The sequence below is a fragment of the Rosistilla carotiformis genome (assembly GCF_007753095.1).
GTDB classification, from domain to species: Bacteria; Planctomycetota; Planctomycetia; order Pirellulales; family Pirellulaceae; genus Rosistilla; species Rosistilla carotiformis.
The window spans coordinates 1,597,238-1,618,424 of the sequence record NZ_CP036348.1 but is presented as its reverse complement, the minus strand read 5'-3'; the positions used below and the strand labels follow the sequence as shown (position 1 = coordinate 1,618,424).

The following is a 21,187-nucleotide window of genomic DNA, read 5'->3' as shown; positions in this document are numbered from 1 at the left end:
CAACCAATCGACCCTTGGCGATCGCTATTTGGATTTGAAATGCTCAATTTCTTTGCTCGCCAATCCAGTTCTATCAAAAACGATGTCCTGTCGGGCGTCACCGTCGCGTTGGCCTTGGTTCCCGAAGCGATCGCGTTTGCATTTGTCGCTGGCGTTTCGCCCCTGATCGGCCTCTATTCCGCATTTTTCATCGGTTTGATCACCGCTGCATTTGGCGGCCGTCCGGGGATGATCTCCGGTGCAACCGGTGCGATGGCCGTTGTCGTCGTCGCATTGGTCGCCCAACATGGCGTCGAATACTTGTTCCCAACCGTGATCCTTTGCGGACTGCTTCAGATCGCGATCGGCATCGGCCGCTTGGGCAAGCTGATTCGGATGGTGCCGCATTCGGTGATGCTCGGTTTTGTGAACGGTCTAGCGATCGTGATCGGCTTGGCTCAACTGGGCAGCTTCAAAACACTCTCTCCTGCGGGCGACTTGGTTTATCTGACCGGGCCTCGCTTGGGAGTCATGTTGGCATTGGTGGCATTGACGATGGGCATCATCTGGTTGTTGCCTCGCTTGACCCGCGCGGTTCCCGCGTCGCTGGTCGCGATCTTGACGGTAACGCTGTTGTCGATCGCGATCAATCGCTCGGCCGACACCGAGGGAAATATGTTGGCGACGGTTGGTGACATGTTGCGAACCAATACCCAAGCTGCCGCGATCGCCGAAGCCAAAGCGGACGCGATGGCACTGGATTCGACGATGCCCGTGGTGCACAACGTCCGCTTTGCTGCCGCCGACGAAGCCGTCGCCGCGACCACAGCGGTGTCGATCGACCCAACGGTTGTTGGCGAAGCGGCAACCGAAGAATCGGGAATCAGCGGTGGCCTGCCACGGCTGTTCTTCATGGAATACGAAATGGTCCCGATGAACTTCGAAACGCTGCGAATCATCCTGCCGTTTGCCGTCGTCTTGTGCGGCGTGGGGCTGATCGAATCGCTAATGACGCTGACCTTGATCGACGAGATTACCGAAACACGAGGTCAAGGAAATCGCGAATGCATCGGCCAAGGAGCTGCCAACATGGTCTGTGGCCTATTCGGCGGAATGGGTGGTTGCGCGATGATCGGCCAGTCGTTGATCAACGTGAACTCCGGCGGCCGCGGCCGGCTGTCGGGAATCACCGCGGCGGTCTGCCTGCTGTTGTTCGTCTTGTTCCTGGCTCCGTTGATCGAACAGATCCCGATGGCCGCATTGGTCGGCGTGATGTTTATGGTGGTGATCGGAACGTTCGAATGGGCGTCGTTGAAGATGGTCCGTCGGATGCCACGAAGCGACGTGTTTGTGATGATCCTGGTCTCGGCTTACACCGTCTTCATGCACGATCTGGCATCGGCGGTGATCCTGGGCGTGATCGTTTCGGCACTGGTCTTCGCCTGGCAACACGCGACTCACCTGGGGGCCGAAGTCAGCCTCAACGAACAGGGGGGCAAGATCTATCAATTGCACGGTCCGCTGTTCTTCGCTTCGGTCTCGTCGTTCAAAGATCTGTTCGACGTCGCCAACGATCCCGAAGACGTCGTGATCGATTTCTACTTCACGCGGGTCTACGATCAATCGGGTCTCGAAGCGATCAACACGCTGGCGGAAAAGTACGAAAGCTGCGGAAAACGCTTGCATCTGACGCACTTGAGCAGCGAATGCCGGACGCTGTTGGACAAGGCGGGCGATCTTGTCGAGATCAACCTGTCGGAAGATCCTCAGTATCACATCGCGACCGATCGCCTGGCGTAGTCCGCCGGCGCGTGGCCCACAACAGGCCCCCGATGCCGACTTCGACCGCCAGGAAAACAAGCCTGGCCAGGATCGCAGCGACCAGGGCGGGGACCAGTCCAAAGCGGGGAGCCAGCAGAGTTGAAAGAACCAGCTCTCGGACTCCCGCTCCACCGGGCAGCAGCGAGATAAATCCGGCGACCATCGCCAGTGCGATCGCTGCAGTGGCAAGCATGTAATCCTGCCACGTGAAAGCGTCGACCATCGCGCCGGGCGTCGCTTGGATCAGCAGTGCGAAGGACCATCCGATCGCGGTCCACATCAACAGCATCCAGCCCCAGCCACAGCCGATCAAACGCCAGTCGATGCCGGCGTCGTCGAGCCCCTTGTCGCTGCCGAATCGCGATTCGGAAATCTTGCGAACGACAAACCGGAACAGCGAAGGCAACGTCGGGACCGCGGCGCACGCCGCCAGGCCGATCGCCAACAACGTGATTCCGGTCGGCATCCGCAGACAGACGACAAACACTCCCGCGACCGTCCCGCCGACAGCCATCATCAACAGCGTCTCGATAAACGCAGCGACCACGGCAACGCCAGCGCGAACGTTCGGCCCCGCGATCGCACCGGTCCGCAACACGACAACCATCGCTTTGCCCGGAACGTATTTGCCCATGTGGCCGAGGATGTGGGCGCGGACGGCATCGCCCAGTCGCGGGTGTTGCTTCATGTGGCGGAGCACTTGATGAAAGAAGAGTGCGGCGGGAAACAGGCTGGCTAAATAGACAGCCGCAGCGGCGGCGACTCGCCACCAATCGATCGCCGCCAGACGCGGCTGCTGTGATACCCAACGTTCGCGCCGCGCTTGCAGATCGGCCCGCGCGGCGGGATCGGTCGTGCTTTCCAGTTGCTGGTCAAGATCGGCGATTTCACCGCGAATACGATCTCGATGTTCCGCCAATTCGCCGGCGGCCGATCGAATCGTGTGCGCCAGCCCGACGACAACCGCCAGCGCGATGGCGAACTTTGCGATTCGCAACAGCACCGTTTTTCGAGAGGGACGGGATCGAGAACCGGCGGCGTTTTTGGATTTCACAAGCGAATCAATCTGTCAGTGCGTTGCATGCGGCGGGTAAAACGGGACAATTCCAGTCTACTCGATTCATCATCTTTAACTGAAGACGACCGAACCATGACCGATTCCGAAAACGCCGACTTGCCGCGATTTGGTATGTATCGATTCATTTCGATTGCGGTCTTGATCGTGGTGATCCTGGTGACAAGCCTGCTGTTCTACCGCGTGATGATCAACTTCTTCATCCCGCTGTTTCTCGCGGCACTATTGGTCGTACTGTTCCATCCACTGCACGACTGGTACAGCAAACGCTTTCCCGGCCGCGCCCATACCGCTGCCACGCTGACCACCGCCACGGTTCTGTTGATCGTGTTGCTGCCCGGTTGCATTCTGTTGGGAATGGCGAGTGTCCAGGCGACGCGAATCGTTACCGAAATCAATCTGGGAAGCATCGACCTCGCGATCGCTCGCAGCTTGAAAGCCGTCGGGCTTGAGTTGCCCTGCGCGACCGAACTGGAAGCTGTCGACGACCGTCTGATGCAAGTGAACCAGATGTTCGATCTGCAGCGCGAACATGTTCAAGTGGAGAAACAGTTAGCTCAGTTGAGGAACGAATTCGGCACTCTGGAACAAGCGCTTGTCAATCGCGATGGAGGCATCCACGCGGCCTACTTTGAACAAGTCTCCACCGATATCGACGAACTGAATACGTACCTTGCCGAAGCGGTTGCCAGCCTCGATGCGACAAACGTGGAGCCTGCCGTCGAGGTGGGCGAAGCGACCGACGAGACCGATCCGACCGCTGATGAAATGGACGAACTGCTCCCGGCCAATCGCTTCCACATGGCGGTCGCCTCGATCACTCGCGACTATGGCAAGTTCAAAAACACGATCTCCGGCGGACCGTTCCTGGGGCCGATCCGGCAGGCGGTTAATCCGACGCCGGAAAAAAGGGAGACTTGGATTCGCGAAGTGTTCCATTTCATCCAACCTCGCGTCGTTTCGGTGACGCAAGCGACTGCGGTCTTCGCCGCCAAAGCCCTGTTTGGATTGATGATCCTAACGATCTCGATCTACTTCTTCCTGCTCGACGGGCCAGGGATGACCAAGACGATCATGGCGCTGTCTCCGCTGGACGATCGGTATGAAAAAGAACTGCTGATCGAATTCGATAAGGTCAGCCGAGCCGTGGTGTTGGCGACCTTCTTGAGCGCTCTGGCTCAAGGCGTGTTGGCGACGATCGGTTATTACTTCGCGGGGATCGAATCGATCGTGCTGCTGTTCCTACTGACCTCGTTCATGGCGCTGATTCCGTTCTTAGGAGCGGCTTCGGTTTGGGTGCCATGCTGCCTATGGTTGGCGTTTGTGCAAGACAACCTGCCCGCTGCGGTCGGGCTTGGAATCTATGGGATGATCGTCGTTTCGATGGTCGACAACATCATCAAACCGCTGGTGCTGAAAGGGCAATCGAACCTGCATCCACTGTTGGCGCTATTGAGTGTGCTGGGGGGCGTACAGGTCTTTGGACCGATTGGAATCTTGATGGGCCCGATGATCGTCGTGTTCCTGCAAACGCTGTTGGAAATTTTGAATCGCGAACTGCTGCACATCGACCAACAACACCCAAGCGCCGCCGCGTCGCCGGACGCCAACGCCACCGCGTAAAACGGTATCGCACCGCTGGAAGCACCCGCCGCCGCAACGGCGACGAGTCACCAAACAGGCCGCAGGCAGGCGGAGATAACATTGCCAATTCGCTTAGACTCTTAAGAAGATCCGCTGACGATACAGCCAATAGGCGATCAGCCAGAAGACGATCATTGCACTGATGGGAGCGACCAACGCGCCCCACATTTGACTGTCGAATGCGCCCGGCAGGACACGTTCGAACAGACCGCCGAAGTGGGCTTCGACTCGGCCAGCGGTCCAGCCGCGAATCAACTGGCCCATCATATACATCAGCAGCGAATTGACGCCGATCACAACCAGCGGGAAGGCGAGCTTCCGCAGTGGCAGTAGATCGAACAGCAGATAAAACAGCGCGAGCATCGCGATCACATAGCCGCCGCTGAAGAGAGTCCAGGACGGCGTCCAGATCCGTTTGACGATCGGGCAGATCGTTTCGCCCGCTGCGATCCCCAGCCCATAGGTGACCGCGGCCATCAACAACAAGATGCCAAACTTGCGCCACGGCGAGGTTGGCCCGATCAACAGCCGGCCGCACAAGACTCCCAACAGCATCGTGGCCATCGATGGGATGAAGTTCAGGGTCACGTAGCCTCCTTGGTTAAATAGAAACTCGTCATCGCGAGGCAGTGCGTTGAGTAACCGCAGATCGACTTGATGCGCGATGTTGGCGTTTTTGGACCATGGCTTCCAAGCTCCCTGAAAGACGGTATCCGGCGTCGCCGCGACGGCTTCGAAATCGTAGTTCGCCGGAAGGTCGTAGACTTTGAAGAACAGCCCGTAGCCGATCAGGATCAATCCGATCGCAACGACTTGCCAGCCCCATCGCAGCGGCAGCATCAGGTAGACAAAGAAGTAGCCCAGGCCGATCTGCGACAGCACGTTAACGAAGGTCCAGTTCGTCGCATCGCGGCTGGCCGACTGCAAGAAGACGCCTAACAAGACCAACACCACCGCTCGGATCAAGGCATGCATGTGGCGGGAAAAATCGGATTGCCCCGAACTCTCGCGGCGAGCGAACGAGAAGGGCATCGCGACGCCGACCATAAACATGAAGGCGGGTTGGATCAGATCCCAAGGCGAGACGCCATAGCGATGGAACTGGCTGATCCATTCGGGATGATGAAAGTACCAGCCGAGGTTGGTCCAGATGCCGCGGTCCAAGATGTTCCAGATCGGTGCCGATTCGGGCAACGATGCCAAGCGAGCGATCCCAAAACCGTTGGCGGCCAACAGCAACATGATGAAGCCGCGATAGGCGTCCAGCGAGACGAGGCGTCTGGAAGAAGCGGCAGCCACGGGAGCCGCTGGCGTCTTCGGCGGCTGGGAACCCGGCAGGCGACTCATCAAGCTATCCGACGACGCGTTTTTCACGGTCGATGACATGAGGGGGAACTTTCGTTGCAGTGGGAGGACGGGAACCGGTGGGCGTGCAGCTTTTTTTAGCTTGGCAAATCGCGTTTGTAAAACGGATCGATGGTCGAGGATTCGGATTATGACGATTGCGACACGACACCGCAAAACCGTGCCAACCGATTCGAGCATTCGATGCGGTGAGGGAACGCGTAATTCCGATAACGTCAACGATCCCGGAACACCTTGCCCCACGCGGCGCGACATCGCGCCGATTCCCCGTGGACGGTGAGGCGAGAGCCGGCGAACCGCTGCAGCCGCTCGCTGCAGCACCACTCCATCCCGCGATCCAACCCATGACCGCCCCGACGCAACCCGCCGCCAATCGAGCCCCGTCGACCAGGCGAGCGGTTGGTGCTGCGACGTTGTTGGCGATCGTGGTCGTTTGTTTGATCGCGACGACAGCCAACAACTTCCGCCGCGAAACAGCGCCGCGGAAGAGTGCGTTGGGAGGAGATTTTCTGCAGGAATGGATCGGTGGACGGCTGGTCGCTCGCGGCGATGCCGAACTTCTCTACGATCCGGCAACGACCGATCCAATGCAGCACGACGCCGCGTTGGTGGGATTCGAGTGGCCCGAGTCGGAGTATTATCCGATGGTCTATCCGCCCGCTTGGTACGCGGCGATCAGTCCGTTGTCGCGGATCGAATACCCGAGCGCGTGTTACGTTTGGCTGGCACTGTTGGCAGCCAGTTTGCCGGCACTCGCTTGGCTGATGTCGCGAGGTTTACAGTTAAGAACGGGGCAGGTGGTTGCGATCGTGATCGGCTTGGTCCTCTTTCCTCCGGCGATGCAGAGCCTGGTGATGGGACAGAAGAGTCTACTGTGGCTGGGCGTTTGGGTCGGAGTGTTCGCATTGTGTCGCAGCGGCCGCGAGGGCTGGGCTGGGACGTTGTTTGGTTTGATGTTGATGAAGCCGATCTTGGTGCCGGTGTTGATCGGAATGATGATCGCCCGACGACGGTGGTCCTTTGTTCTTGCAGCCGCCGGATCGGCTGCGACGATCGCAGCGGCGTCGTTGTTGTTTGTACCGGTCAGCAGCTGGAGCGACTACGTCGGCGTTGTCGCCGGCGTGGGAACGTATCATCAAACGGCAGGCTACTCGACCGATCTGGCTCAGAATCTGGGAGCGTTGTTGATGACAGCAACCGGTCCCCACCGAGCCGTCTACTGGGGCTTGTTTGCCGCCGGCGCGGCGATCGTGATCGTGCTGATGGGACGCGCCGCGCGAATTGGAGAACCGCAAACCGATTCGCCACAGAGCGTTTCCCCGTTGGACGACCGTTTTTGGATCGCGACGGTGTTGGGGACGATCCTGTTAAGCCCTCACTACTTTGCCTACGACCTGACACTGCTCGGCTTGCTGCCGATCGCGATCGCGTGTCAGGGGCGGTTGAGCGAAGCGATGCCGTGGATCGTCGCCTGTTTTGTCGCGACCGCGATCAACGATTCGATCGTCCAAACCCTCGGCTTTCCGCCAACGCCCGTCGTCTTGTTGGCGATGCTGGCGTGGTACGGCCGGCCGCCGATGACGCTAGTTGCTGGCTGTCCGGCGGGACGCTAGGCTGACCTTTTGCATTCATTTAACGCCCTTTTATTCCAGGAACGACGCGTGGATCTTTCAGAGCTTCGACAAGAGTATGCCGGGCAACCATTGGATGTCGATTCGGTCGACCCGAATCCCTTCCAACAGTTCACCGCTTGGTTCGACCAGGCGTCGACGGCTGAACTGTTGGAACCCAACGCGATGGTTCTGGCGACTGTCGATGCCAACGGGCGTCCGAGCCAACGGACCGTGTTGTTGAAGTATTTTGACGAATCGGGGTTCGTCTTCTTCACCAACTACGGCAGCCGCAAGGCGCAACAGATCGCCGCCAACGCGCACGTCTCGCTCCTGTTCCAATGGCTGCCACTACACCGACAAGTCGAGGTAGAAGGCGTCGCGACGAAGGTCTCCTCGGCGGAGTCGTTAAAATATTTTCTGAAGCGGCCGCGGGAAAGCCAACTGGGGGCGTGGGTGTCGCGCCAGAGCGAAGTCGTCTCGCATCGCCAGTTGTTGGAGGCGAAGCTGCAGGAGATGAAGGCGCGCTTTGGCAAGGGAGAGATACCGTTGCCGAGCTTCTGGGGAGGCTACCGGATTGCCCCGACTCGTCTCGAGTTTTGGCAAGGGGGCCCAGGGCGTTTGCACGACCGAATTGAATTTCGTAGCGACGGCCGAGGGGGCTGGGATCGCAACCGCCTGGCCCCCTAAGTGAGTGCCCGCACGTGAGTTGCCGCGAAATCGGTGTGGTAATCGCTCCGCAGCACGGTGTAAGATGGATCGACCGAACTAGGCCGAAACCGCTTCGTTAACCTAAACCCTCCAAATTTGCCGATGTATCGACAAGCATATCTTTCCATTTTGCTAGCTGTTGGTTTTTTGGTCCTGCAATGCGACGGGGCGTCGGCACAACAAAACTGGGCGAAAGAGTTATTTGTCGAAACCCAACACGACTTTGGGGCGGTCAGTCGCGGATCGATGGCGGAGTTTCACTTCGACTTTAAAAACACGCTCGACAAAGACCTATTGATCACAAAGCTGCAAACCAGTTGTGGCTGCACGCAACCTTCGATCGCCAAAGGCCGAATCGCTCCCGGAGAATCGGGGACGGTCGTGGCGAAGTTCAACACAACGTCTTTCACCGGACAGAAATCAGCGGTGGTGACCGTGGTCTTCGCCGAACCGCAGCAGGCGGAAGTTCAATTGAACGTTTCCGGCTTTATCCGTACGGATGTCGTGGTCGAACCTGCGGAGGTCAATTTCGGCTCGTTCCGCGATGGCGATGCGAAACCCGTCACGCTCAAGATTTCATATACCGGAAGTGGCGCGTGGCAGATCCAAGACGTACGCAGTCAGTTCAGCCAATTGCAAGTGTCGCTACAACGCCGCGAGAACACCGGACGTGGGATTTCGTATGAAATGAAAGTTGGACTGAAGAAGGACTCTCCGGTTGGAGAATTCCGCGAACGGATGACCCTGATCACTAATGAGGAAAAGAATCCCACGATCGCATTGGATGTGATCGGTCGGGTCGAACCCGATTTGATCCTGACGCCGGCTTCCTTGAACCTTGGATCGGTGCCCAAGGGGGGCATGGTCAGCAAACGATTGGTTTTGCGTGGCCCCGAAGCGTTTGAAGTCAAAGACATCAAGTGCAAAGATCTGCGGTTCCAGTTCACCAAGCCCGAAGGGAAGAAAGCATTGCATTTTGTCAATGTGCAGTTTTCGTCGGGCCAAGTTCCTGGAAAAATCTTTGAATCCATTGAGATTCAGACCGATCTCAACGGTGGCAACAGCGCCACCTGCCCGGTTTCGGGCGAAGTCATGTAGTCGTTCCCGCTCTGTCAGGAGGCGTTGAGCCGTGTCCGCTATTACTGTTCAGGTTAACCCTCCCAGCGGCACAATTCTGTTGACGCGTCCCGATCAACGGAATGCGTTGGATCGATCAGCCATCGAAGCGATTTCGCAAGCGTTTTTTGATCTGCATCAAGAAAAAAAGGTTCGTGGCGTCATCTTGACTGCCCGTGGTAGCCATTTTTGTGCCGGCCTGGATTTGAAGCAGATGCACCAGACCGCCAGCGGTGATCCCAAAGATGCGCTTGATGCATGGCACGACGACTGGACCCAGTTGCGGGATTTGCTGGAGACGATGCTACGGTTTCCCAAACCGATCATTGCCGCGGTCGATGGGACGGTGTTGGGAGCCGGCCTGGGGCTCGCGTTGGCCGCTGATTTAATTGTCGCCTCGCCAAACGCTCGATTCGGAGTACCTGCGGTCCGCCGCGGACTGATTAGCGGGGTTGTTTCACCCCTGTTGTGTTTCCGCAGCGGCGGCAAGACTGCGGCTCGAATGATGTTGACCGCACAGCAGATCGATGCCCAGGAAGCGCTACGTCTGAACCTAATCGACGAGATCGTCGATCCCGACGCCATTTGGGTTCGCGCCAACGAACTCGTGGGCGAATGCGCCGCCGCACCGGCTGAGGCGATTCAATTGAGCAAGCGTCTGTTAAATGAAACTGTCGGAGAAACGCTGCTGATGCAGATGTCGGTGGGGGCCGCGATGGGAGCGACCGCTTGCACCACGGAGGCTGCGGCCGAGGGATTGGCGGCGTTCATCGAAAAGCGTGAGCCAAACTGGCCTTAGCTGGCTGCGTCGACAGGCTGTCGGTTGATCTTCAAACAGCCAAGGCTCCGGTTCGCAGCGGACGGCGGTTTTATGGAATGCTTCGGAAGAGCAGAGTAACCACGGAAAAATAGTGGACCGCTGCGGTGTTCCATCGGCCCTGGGGAAACATTAACCTATGCGGTTTCGTTTCCCCCTGAGGTGCCACTTGTGACCGACAAACTGCCTGAGACGCTCGATCCGCCAACCCATCGGCTTGGCATGTTACGCTTTGCTGGCCCGGGAATGATCGTGGCCGGATCGATCGTGGGCTCGGGCGAATTGATTGCGACGACCAAGACGGGGGCAGAGGCGGGTTTTCTACTGCTGTGGTTGATCCTGCTGGGATGTGTGGTCAAGGTCTTTGCCCAGGTAGAGTTCGGCCGCTACGCGCTCTCCAGCGGCAAGACGACGCTCGATGCCCTGTCGGAAGTCCCCGGTCCACGCATTGTAGGTCGTGGGAATTGGTTGGTTTGGTTTTGGTTCGCGATGTGGTTCGCATCGATCGGGCAACTGGGAGGCATCGTTGGCGGCGTGGGCCAATCGCTGGCGATCAGCGTGCCGTTGACGTCCCAGGGAACGCTTTACAACGAAGCGGAGGATGCGCGGATCAGCCAACGATTGATGCGAGTCCGTTCGATTGAAAACGCACAAGAGGGAGCCGAGACCGCCCACGAAGCCGCTCAGGCCGAGGCGTTGAGCGCCGAATACGCAGAACAATATGGTGCCACGCAAGTGGGGAATGAAGCGAAATTGAACCCGCCGCCGGACGCCAAAATCTGGGCCGCGATCGTGGCAATAATCACTTGTGGTTTATTAGTCGTCGGCCGCTATCGGATGATCCAGTCACTGTCGATCACGCTGGTTACCGGCTTCACCCTGCTGACGATTTACAATCTTTTCAAGTTGCAGGCGCAGCCCGATTGGAGTGTTAAATCGACGGAATTCTTATCCGGTCTACGCTTCAGCTTGCCTCCAAAATCAGCGGACGTTTCGCCGTTAGTCACGGCGTTGGCGACGTTTGGCATCATCGGTGTCGGTGCCGCAGAGCTGATCGTTTATCCCTATTGGTGTCTGGAAAAGGGTTACGGCCGCTTCACCGGACCACGCGAAGACACGCCGCAATGGCATGCACGGGCAAAGGGATGGATGAAGGTACTGCGATTGGATGCCTGGGGTTCGATGATCGTTTACACGTTTTCAACGATGGTCTTTTACCTGTTGGGAGCGGCAACGTTGCATCGCGCTGATCTCAACCCAAGCAAGGATCACATGGTGCGCACGCTGGCAGCAATGTTTCATCCGGTGTTCGGGAACTGGGCATCGATCCTGTTCCTGTTCGGCGCGTTTGCCGTACTTTATTCAACGTACTTTGTCGCCAACGCTAGCCACGCTCGGACGTTTTCCGATGCGATCCGCGTGATGGGTTTTATCCGAAGCGACGAAGCGACCCAACGGCGTTGGGTCCGAGGACTCAGTGGCTTGTTCCCGATGCTGTGTCTTGTCTTGTATCTGCTGTATCCCAATCCGGTTCACTTGGTTTTGCTGAGCGGATTAATGCAGGGGTTGATGCTGCCGATGTTGGGCGGTGCTGCGCTGTACTTCCGATATCGACGCAGTATTGTCGGCCTCGAACCAGGCCTGCTGTGGGATCATTGCTTGTGGCTATCGGTCTTCGCGATGTACGTGACGGGCATCTGGACGGTGTATTCGAATTTATTCGAATAGGATGAGCCGCCGATACCGCGACCTGCCGTGTGCCATCGGTTCGCGGATCCGATCGGCTCAAGAAGTCATCTGAGCCGAATTGTCATTCGATTGGTACCGTTCCAACAAGCGATAAAGCTTGCGACGATGAATCCCTAGCTTCCGAGCGGCACTCGCTTTGTTGCCATTCTCCTTGGCAAGAACATCCAAAACGTGGGCTTTGGAAATATCATCCAGGGCGATCGATTCGTTATCTTGATCGTTGATGTTGAACCGGGGACGTGCCGTTTCGTGAACCTCCGATCGGACGGCAGAAGCGCGACCGGCGATCTCGGCAGGCAAATCGTCAAGCGTGATCATATTGGCGTCCGCCAACACCGTCGCGCGTTGCAGAACATTACTCAGCTGGCGCACGTTTCCAGGCCAATCGAAACGGTTCAGTGCCTCGCGAGCCGACGCTTCGATCGTCCATGGATGGGGCAGAAAATGATCGACCAATCGATCGATGTCCCCCGTTCGCTGGCACAGCGGAGGCAGATGGATCGACAGGACATTAATCCGGTAATACAGATCCTCGCGGAAGTTACCCGCTTGCACCTCTGCCGCAAGATCACGATTGGTCGCAACAATGATCCGCACGCGGACGATCCGTTCCTGGTGACCGCCGATGCGCCGCATCGACCCATCCTCAAGAACACGAAGCAATTTGGGCTGTAAGGCGAGTGGGAGCTCGCCGATTTCGTCGATGAACAGCGTGCCTCCATCGGCGATTTCGAACAGGCCTGGTTTATCCGTCGTGGCTCCGGTAAATGCTCCCTTTTGATGGCCGAACAGCTCGCTTTCCACCAGCAGATCCGGTAACGCCGCACAATTAATTGTCACGAACGGTTGGTCGCTCAGGTCGCTGTTTTGTTGAACCGCGCGGGCCACCACTTCCTTGCCTGTCCCGCTGGCGCCTTGAATTAAGACAGGCTTGTCCGTGGGGGCGATACGATGAATCAATCGAACCACTTCGCGCATCGAGGGAGAATTCCCAATCATCGTCAGCGCCGGACGTCGCCGAAGGGGAACGGGCTTGGGAGCTTTGCGATCGAGTTGCAGTTGACGATGCTCCAACGCCGCCAAACAACGTTCCTCAAGGTCTCCCATCGCACATGGTTTGGTTAGATAGCCGAAAGCTCCTAACTTCATTGCCGATACGGCAGATTCGATTGTTCCTTGTCCGGTCAGGATTACGACTTCAATGGTACTGAGCGACCGCACACGTTGCAGCAGCTCCAGTCCCGACATGCCCGGCATGTTCAGGTCGAAGACGGCAATATCAAAGTCATGCTTTTCACATTGGCTGATCGCTTCGGCCCCACTGGAAACCGCGGTCACGTGATGCCCTTTAAAATGCATCCAGCGCACAAACGCGTCGCGAAAGACGGCGTCGTCGTCGACGAGCAATAAGTTCATGGATCTATCTGACATTTGAATATTTCACTGGTTTCGTTTCGATGCGTCGGTTCGCCGAAGAGGTGCTCGCAAAATTAAGTCATGTGTCGCAAATCGATTTTGATCACAGCTTCACCTTGTCACCTTCGGCCACGGTCCTTTTGGGCACGCGTTGGGTTAACCAAAGCCCCTGCGGTGCGCCACGGCCCGGAGGACCACAACGACTGAAATACATCGACTTCCCATCGGGTAACAAAAAGAATGAATGCGATACCGGCGAATTGAGGTGCTGCACTTCGATTTCGCCTTGGTTATTGCGTTGGGCAAGGTATTGTCGCATCAAGGGGTGCCCCGAATGACCGACGTCATAGCTGCGAACAAACAACAACGTCTGATTATCATCGAGCAATTGAGGATGTCCTTCGAAGCGGTCCGTATTGATGGCGTTGCCCAAAGCTTTCGCTGGCGTCCACGGCGAATTCAAGGAACGACGATGAGCGATCCAAATGTCCATTGCACCGGCCTTCCCAACAGGTCGCGAGGAGCTGAAAGCGAGTGTCAGTCCACTGGGAGAAAAACTGGCGTGCATCGCGTTGCGTTCCAACTTCAATTCGCTGTTGAGTTCCTTTGCACGCTGCCAAGGCTCATCGCGCGACTCACGATGCGAGATGAACAAATCAAGTTGTTTGTCGCGGCAAGAGAAAACCATGCTGAGCCCATCGGACGAAAGTCCTGGACTGAATTGGAAACGCGAATCGTTGAGATCCTCTGGAGGGACTCGGACGGGCGCTCCAAAAGATTGATCGATGCTGTCGCGACGACATTCGTAGATTCCATGTGTTCCATTGCGTCTGGAAAAGAACATCATGCGGCAACCGTCCGCCGATAGCGTTGTCTGTGAATCCTCCGATTCGCTGTTGATCTCGGTCCCCAGGTTGATCGGTTCGCTCCACTCGCAATCGGCCGAAAGCAACATCCCAACGACCCCTTCCACCGCCACATTCGAAGCCAGCGTGCTTGGGGATCGCACTTCGGTCGCTGCCGGCGTCTCGGAATGCGATCGCCGATCATCTGGCTCCAAGCGGACCTGCAACACGGAACGACCGTTGCGTTCGATGGAGACCAATTCTCGTTTGGCCAGAACTCCATCTTTCATGACGGCGACTTGATGCTGGCCTGGACGAAGCGTGAGTTCGGCGATACCTGCGCCGCGGACGACGACTTCTTCGCCGTCAATCAAAACTTTTGTATTGGGATCATCGGTTTCCAGGACCAACGTTCCAGCGCCGGTGGTCAATCGAACCACAGTCGAGACCAATTGAGTAACCCCGGTCGCATCGGAAACGCCAACGCCGATAATCAGCGTTAGCAGCAAACCTGCCGCGATGGAGACGCATTGATTTCCGACGCCCGAATACAGGCGGGTGAGTCGAGATGGCATCGCGGAGAATCGAGACGAGTTGCTCGCAGACGCTGTTGGCAGGCGAGGAACGCAGCCCTGTTCCAGGTCCGTCAGACACCGCGCCAATAGTTCGCTAACTTCCGTCGCCGATCCGTAGCGGTCCGCGGGATCTTTCGCATGCAGCTTGGAGACGATCGCAATCATCCACGTCGGAGTCTCGGGAATGACTTCGTCCAGCGCCCGTGGAGTCTCCTCGGCCACACGCTTCATCACCGCGTGCATTGTTGGTGCGCGAAACGGCGGACGTCCGCGGAGCATTTCGTAGAGCACGCTTCCGAAACTGAAAAGATCGGCGCGGTGATCCAAGCGATGCCCCAACACTTGTTCCGGAGCCATGTAGAGCGGCGTTCCTGCAATCAACCCGCTGTGCGTGATGCTTGCATCATCGCTGGTTCGAGCGAGCCCAAAATCGGTCAGTTTGGCTCGTGCTTCGGCCTTGTGCCCCAAGAGAATATTGCTTGGCTTGACGTCCCGATGAATCACTTGTTGTGCGTGGGCCGCAGCCAGCCCGTCGGCGATCTGCTTGCCTAGACGAAGCACATCGACGAAATCCAAAGGCCCGGTTTGCAAGAGATGTTGTTGCAAGGTCAGCCCCGAGACATACTCCATCACGATGTAGGGAATCGGCGACTCTTCCACAGCGTAGATCGCGACGACGTTCTCGTGACGAATCGCCGCCGCCATCCGCGCCTCGCGTAGGAAGCGTTTCCGGGCTGGCGAAGTCGCCGCGTAGTCGACCGAAAGCATTTTGATCGCGACCGTCCGCTGCAACTTTTCGTCCAACGCCTTGAAGACTGTCCCGAAGGCGCCTTGCCCAACGATTTCCAAGAGATCGTAATGCGCCAATCGTCCCAACGAATCGGCACGGGTCGATGATTCCAAATACTCCAAGATTCGCGTGTCGCCGAACTCAGCATCGGTGCCCCCCGTTTGCGAATCGCTTGCAGTCTCTTCAAGCCGCGTCAGTTTGCCAAACAACGGCCCCATCGCTCCAGTTGTCGACGGCATCAGTTGCTCGATGGCTGGCATGACAAGAAATTGACTGCCGCGTTCATGTGTTTCCAGCAACGTCTCGACGCGGGTCCGCAACGCGTGATCTTCCGGACACAATCGCTTCAATAGGGACCGGCGCGCAATCGGTGACTCGACTTCGAGTACAGAGATGAATAGTTCGCGTTCGGTGCTGCTCATAACATGGCCATTAGGACGAGACAAATCGATCCATCGATATCTAATGCGAGGTTTGAACCCAGTTTACGCCTCAAAATCTTTTTTTGTATTTGCTTCCATTTCCAGCACGTGCGGCATTCTCCCAGTTTTATGCAACGGGCGAATTTCGAATCGCCGTTCAAATACCGCCACCGCCACTCCGCAAACTGTCGCTTGTATTCCCTGCATGCTGCAGCGCCGTGGCGACTTAGCCTCCATTGCGGCGAAACTTTCAAGACCTTCACTCAGTGCGGACAGGACGTCACCAATCTCCCTTCTCCAATTCGATCAATGCCCTCCATCTTTCGATACGAACGCAGCTCCCGTTGCCTCGGCGAAGCCACTTGATCGGCAAGATCGCGCAGCTTTGTTCCATCCAATCGAGTCGCCCCGTCGCGATAGCATCTTTACATTGACGAATGCATCGTGAGCGTTTACCGGACAATTCAAGCGGCGGAACGCAAAGGCGGACCGGTTTGCCCTGTGCTCCGTCTCTTGTTTCTCAGTCGCTTCCCCTACCAGTATTCAAACCAACATTACTCGTGCTTGCATTCTTCAACACCCGCCTCGTCTGCCAAAGATCCAAGTCGCCTACCCCCCCGTCGCGCTCGGCGCTGAAGATCATCGTCTCACCATCGGCAAGCAACCAGAAAGCATTTTCGACCGGCGAATCGATCGGGTAGACGTCGTAGTCTCCGTGACTGTTCAGCACCGCGAGATGCAGTCGGAACACCTGCCGCTCCCGCCCCTCCTCCTTACCTCCACGGGTGAACAAGAGGGTTTGTCCATCGTCAAGCAACTGAGGACTTGCTTCGATGCGATTTGAATTGACCTGATCCCCCATGTGCTGCGGCGCTTGCCATGGGGCGTCGATTCGATCTCGGTGCGCCATCCAAATCTCGTACCCTCCCAGTTGGTGGTGGCGACGTGCCGTCGTGAAAATCAGGGAGAGACTGCTTGGGGAGAGCCGGGCATATAGATCAAGCTTACGTGGTTCATTGATCTCCGGGCCTAAAGATGTTGGGGGCTCCCAGGGCTGGTCGCGCGCGGCGCGATGCATTGTGTACAAATCCAACTCTTTCACGGGCCGCGCCGCACCGACGACCGTCAATCCATCGGAACTGATCCCCGCTCCATTGATGATGAATGCTCCCGTCGCATGTTGATAATCGGCGAGGCGCGCGGAAGTGAAAGGTGCACTGACGTCATCGCGCGTTGCCTCCCAAAGATCCGCGATCCCCTTGCGACTGGAGTAGAACACCATGCACAGTCCATCCGCCGTGAGTGTCGGTTGGGAATCTTCGCCACGGCTATTGATCCCAGAGCCTAAATTAACCGGTTCGGTCCAGTGATAATCGGGGGATGTCAAACGCTCGACCAACTGGGCGGCAATTGTCGAAACAGGTTCGCCATAGGGGGACGATTCGGATGGTGAGGTCGCTGGCAAATCGACTGCGGCCGGGTCGAACTCGACCACGACGCGTCCGCCGCGAGTAACCAAGACGGTTTTGCTGGCGATCTGCTTTCCGGCAAAAAAAGCCGACACCTGGTGCTCCCCAACCGCGACCTCCTTTGCCTCGAATGCGTCTCCCGGTGCGTGGCCCAGCTTGCCATCTAAATAGACCGACAGCCCCGGATCGTTGGATTGCACGGCGAGCATCCCCGTACCACGGAACCAAGTGGTGGTGGACTGCACCAATCGCGAGCCGCCAGTCCATTCGACGAACACAAATCCAAAAATCAAGAACATGGCGACAGCAGCGAGAAACGATAACTTCCCGGCGCCAAGCGACTCCGCCAGAAAGCGGCGTTTTGCCGGCGTCGGCTTGTACCGCGGCACCTCGGGAATCAAGCCTTGCTGCCATTGCTTTTCACAAGAATCGAGCAATTCGCTGACTTCGGTAGCGGTAGCAAAGCGATCGTCAGGGTTTTTCGCGTGCAACCGTTCGACAATCGCTTGCATCCAGCTTGGCGTCCCTGGAACGATCTGATCCAGCGGTTGCGGAGTGTCGTCGGCTACCCGCTTCATCACCGCCAGCATCGTCGGCGCACGAAACGGTGGACAACCCGCGAGCATCTTGTAGAGCACGCTCCCCAAACAGAAAAGGTCGGCGCGGTGGTCCAGCTTTTTCCCAAAAGCCTGCTCCGGTGCCATATACATCGGTGTCCCCGCGATCATTCCGCTGCGTGTGATACTTGCATCATCGATGGCTCGCGCAAGGCCGAAATCAGTCAACTTGACTCGCCCGCTTGGCCCGCTTTCCAGCAGGATGTTGCTCGGCTTCACATCGCGATGCACCAATTGCTCCGCATGCGCCGCGGCCAATCCATCGGCAATCTGCTTGCCAAACTTCAGCACGTCGGCCAACTCCATTGGTCCCTGTTGTTCAATCCGTTGTTGCAATGTTACACCAGAGATGTACTCCATCACAAGATAGGGAACCGGGTCTTCTTCGACAGCATGAATCGCAACGACGTTTTCATGCCGAATTGCCGCAGCATTTTGCGTTTCTCGCAAGAATCGCTTTCGAGCCGCCGGGACGACAGCCATATCGATCGCGATGATCTTGATCGCCACCACACGTTCCAGTTTCTCGTCAAAGGCTCTGAAGACGGTACCGAAGCCCCCCCGCCCGACGATCTCCAGTAGTTCGTAGTGAGACAGTCGCCCGAGCGAATCGGCGTTCTTGGCAGGCCCCAGATAGTTCAACAGCAAATCGTCGAGCGGCTCCCTGCCCCTCGAGCGACACGCCGCTCCCCCTTCCTCCCATTCTTCTCGCCGCGTCGAGTCACTGCCGTAGAGTATCGCCCGTTCCGTCGATCCGCTTCCCCACGTAGCGATTTGCTCGAGGGCTGGCATCTGCAGAAACTGCCCACCGCGCTCATGTGTCGCCAGCAGCGACTCGACGCGGGCGCGCAACTGGTGATTGTCAGGGCAAAGTCGCTCTAAAAGTGCTCGTCTCGCTTCGGGAGCATCGATATCCAGAGCGGAGACAAACAGGTCGCGTTCAGAGCAGCACATAAACTGGAGACCATAAGGACGAGAGACAACAATCCATCGTCAAACAATGCGAGGTTTGAGAGCAAACTACGCCACAAAATTGTTTTTTGCTCCTCTAGGAGACGTGCCCGTCGAGCGTTTGCTGCAGCCAAGCCCTCGCAAAAGCCCAAATCCGATCTGCGGTCCGCGGAGAAATATCCATCGCGTTGGCGGCCTGGACATTCGTCAGCCCTGCGAAATACCGCAAATTTACCAATTTTACCGCTTCGGCATCGATCGCCCCCAGACGCTCCAATGCCTCATCCAAGGCCAGAATGTCTTCGTTGACTTCGCCCGCCTGCAATGGAACTTGGTCGATGTCATGACGCTGCATACCGCCACCGCGTTTCACACATTGCTTGCTTCGAGCATTCTCGACCAAGATCCGACGCATCGCTTCGGCGGCTGCGGCAAAGAAGTGACCACGCCCCTCCCAGGTCTGCGGTTTCTCGATATCGACCAACCGCAGATAAGCTTCGTGAACGAGCGCTGTCGCCTGAAGTGTTTGCCCCGCCTTTTCCTGCGTGAGCCTTCGAGTGGCGAGATTTCGCAATTCGGCATAGACCAACGGCAACAGTTCGTCCGCCGCCGCAGCATCTCCGGACTCTAATTTATGCAGGATAGCAGTAACATCGGACATGCAACTTCCCCTTCCCTGCTTTGATATGAGTCTTGGCCTTACCGAATCCCAGCACGCTCCACGCGGAGCCCCCAACTTCATGTCGGTTTCAAGTCGTGTTCCAACTAGAGGAGTCTCGCCAGGTTGCGCGATGATCGCGTGCTGCATGCAACAGCACGAACGAGTGCTTATCAATTGAATCTCGCCCCCGCCCCGACGTCGATTCAACGACACACTTTACTCATCCGTCATTTCGCGCCCTACTGCTTGGAAACCGACGAAACAGATATAAGACGGAGCGCCCCCCCACTACTGGCAACCTTATGTTATAGAAATCCCCCAAAATCTCAACCCCCGTGGCCCCCCCGTCGGAGTAGCAGCCAAAGCACAGGCAAGAGATCGGGCGGCAAGCCACCGCCCGACGAGATCAGGAAGCAGGAGCCCCCGTTGGTCGCTGCAAAGGAGTCGCAGCAGGTTAGCCCAATGGCAGCGACACACTTCGTTTTTCTTGGGAAGCTTTGTAGATCGCCAGAATAATCTCAACCGAACGCCGCCCCTCGCGACCATCGACAAGCGGAGTTTCGCCCGACTCGATTGCTTGAGCCACGTCGGTGAATACGGCAGTATGCCCATGATGGCCGATCGCTGCGGGGTCGGCAGCTCCTCCACCGGTCTTATTTTTACCGATCATCTCCTCCTGCACCCGGCGGTCTTCATCCGTCATTTCGGCGAATTCCCAGGTCTTGATATCCTCTTCTTCCAAAACGGCGGTCCCAATCGTACCCGAGATTTCGATCCGCTTCAGACTGCCAGGAAAGGCAGCCGTCGATGCCTCGATCACTCCCAACGCGCCACTTTCGAAGCGAACCGTCGCAACGGCGACGTCTTCGACTTCGATCCGCTCGTGCGCCAGCGTCCCGGTGCAAGCGGTAACCTCGGTGACAGGCCCCATCATCCAGGTCAGCAGATCGACGGTGTGAATCGCCTGATTCATCAACGCACCGCCACCATCCAATTCCCAAGTGCCCCGCCACGCGCCGCTGTCGTAATACTCTTGCGTGCGGAACCATTTCACGTAGGCGTCGCCCATCGTGATGGTGCCAAAGCGACCACCGTCGACCGCTTGCTTGATCAACTGGGAACTCTTGTGGAACCGGCTCTGCAGCGTGACCCCCAACTTGACTCCCGCCTTATCGCAGGCATCGATGATCTTGTCGCATCGTTCCAGGGTGACTTCCAATGGCTTTTCGACGACAACGTGCTTGCCCGCTTCGGCCGCTAGCAGCGCCGGCTCCATGTGCGCTCCGCTAGGCGTCGCGATGCTCACCGCAGCGACCTTCGGATCGGCCAACATCTCTTCGACCGATCCGTAACAAGCGATTCCCAGAGGTTCGCCGAAGGCTTTGGCTTTTTCCAGATCGCGAGCACAACAGGCGACCAATTCCACACCCGGCGCATCGTTCAATGCCTTGGCATGAAAGTTCGCGATCATTCCACAGCCAATGATTCCAAATCCGATCGACATTTAAGATCTATCTTTCAACGTAAGAGGGTTCAGCGGGAGAGAGGAGGGAG

General features: G+C 57.4%; 14 protein-coding genes. 7 read left to right on the top strand and 7 right to left on the bottom strand.

Translation table 11 applies throughout. The features are described 5' to 3' along the window. The first annotated feature begins 39 nt into the window (after positions 1 to 39). Entirely contained in the window at positions 40 to 1,779 is a 1,740-nt protein-coding gene (locus tag Poly24_RS06015; protein WP_145091911.1) for a SulP family inorganic anion transporter, read from the top strand. Here Poly24_RS06015 and Poly24_RS06010 read toward each other — a convergent pair. Further along, a complete protein-coding gene (locus Poly24_RS06010; protein ID WP_197452358.1) occupies positions 1,727 to 2,854 on the bottom strand; it encodes a lysylphosphatidylglycerol synthase transmembrane domain-containing protein in 1,128 nt (375 codons plus the stop codon). The genes Poly24_RS06015 and Poly24_RS06010 overlap by 53 nt on opposite strands. Before the next feature lie 96 nt (positions 2,855 to 2,950). Here Poly24_RS06010 and Poly24_RS06005 point away from each other — a divergent pair, with 96 nt between their 5' ends. After that, complete coding sequence (locus tag Poly24_RS06005) at positions 2,951 to 4,498, top strand: AI-2E family transporter (protein WP_197452357.1); 1,548 nt, start codon at positions 2,951 to 2,953, stop codon at positions 4,496 to 4,498. A gap of 93 nt (positions 4,499 to 4,591) precedes the next feature. Here the strand turns inward: Poly24_RS06005 and Poly24_RS06000 are convergent, their stop codons facing one another. Continuing rightward, on the bottom strand, positions 4,592 to 5,866 hold the full coding sequence (locus Poly24_RS06000; protein WP_231753487.1) for an acyltransferase family protein: 1,275 nt from the start codon (positions 5,864 to 5,866) through the stop codon (positions 4,592 to 4,594). Between the two features lie 362 nt (positions 5,867 to 6,228). On the opposite strand from Poly24_RS06000, the gene Poly24_RS05995 reads away from it, so the two are divergent. The 5 genes from Poly24_RS05995 to Poly24_RS05975 all read left to right on the top strand — a co-directional run bounded on the left by Poly24_RS05995 (position 6,229) and on the right by Poly24_RS05975 (position 11,866). Beyond that, the gene (locus tag Poly24_RS05995) at positions 6,229 to 7,497 is read left to right on the top strand and encodes a glycosyltransferase family 87 protein (protein ID WP_145091901.1); all 1,269 of its coding nucleotides are present in this window, start codon (positions 6,229 to 6,231) and stop codon (positions 7,495 to 7,497) included. 48 nt (positions 7,498 to 7,545) lie between these two features. Further along, a complete protein-coding gene (pdxH, locus tag Poly24_RS05990) occupies positions 7,546 to 8,184 on the top strand; it encodes a pyridoxamine 5'-phosphate oxidase (RefSeq protein ID WP_145091898.1) in 639 nt (212 codons plus the stop codon). A 123-nt stretch (positions 8,185 to 8,307) separates the two neighbouring features. Beyond that, on the top strand, positions 8,308 to 9,303 hold the full coding sequence (locus Poly24_RS05985; protein WP_145091895.1) for a DUF1573 domain-containing protein: 996 nt from the start codon (positions 8,308 to 8,310) through the stop codon (positions 9,301 to 9,303). Positions 9,304 to 9,334: 31 nt separating this feature from the next. After that, positions 9,335 to 10,120, top strand: a complete 786-nt coding sequence (locus Poly24_RS05980) for an enoyl-CoA hydratase/isomerase family protein (RefSeq protein WP_145091892.1) — start codon at positions 9,335 to 9,337, stop codon at positions 10,118 to 10,120. A gap of 189 nt (positions 10,121 to 10,309) precedes the next feature. Further along, entirely contained in the window at positions 10,310 to 11,866 is a 1,557-nt protein-coding gene (locus Poly24_RS05975) for an Nramp family divalent metal transporter (RefSeq protein ID WP_231753486.1), read from the top strand. A gap of 57 nt (positions 11,867 to 11,923) precedes the next feature. Here Poly24_RS05975 and Poly24_RS05970 read toward each other — a convergent pair whose 3' ends face one another. The 5 genes from Poly24_RS05970 to Poly24_RS05950 all read right to left on the bottom strand — a co-directional run bounded on the left by Poly24_RS05970 (position 11,924) and on the right by Poly24_RS05950 (position 21,137). Continuing rightward, complete coding sequence (locus Poly24_RS05970; RefSeq protein ID WP_145091889.1) at positions 11,924 to 13,318, bottom strand: sigma-54-dependent transcriptional regulator; 1,395 nt, start codon at positions 13,316 to 13,318, stop codon at positions 11,924 to 11,926. 88 nt (positions 13,319 to 13,406) lie between these two features. After that, entirely contained in the window at positions 13,407 to 15,935 is a 2,529-nt protein-coding gene (locus Poly24_RS05965) for a serine/threonine-protein kinase (protein ID WP_145091886.1), read from the bottom strand. Between the two features lie 520 nt (positions 15,936 to 16,455). Further along, the gene (locus tag Poly24_RS05960) at positions 16,456 to 18,975 is read right to left on the bottom strand and encodes a serine/threonine-protein kinase (RefSeq protein WP_145091883.1); all 2,520 of its coding nucleotides are present in this window, start codon (positions 18,973 to 18,975) and stop codon (positions 16,456 to 16,458) included. Positions 18,976 to 19,069: 94 nt separating this feature from the next. Continuing rightward, positions 19,070 to 19,633: an ECF-type sigma factor gene (locus tag Poly24_RS05955; protein ID WP_145091880.1), complete on the bottom strand. Its 564-nt coding sequence runs from the start codon at positions 19,631 to 19,633 to the stop codon at positions 19,070 to 19,072. 454 nt (positions 19,634 to 20,087) lie between these two features. Beyond that, positions 20,088 to 21,137: a Gfo/Idh/MocA family protein gene (locus tag Poly24_RS05950; protein WP_145091877.1), complete on the bottom strand. Its 1,050-nt coding sequence runs from the start codon at positions 21,135 to 21,137 to the stop codon at positions 20,088 to 20,090. Positions 21,138 to 21,187: the final 50 nt, after the last annotated feature.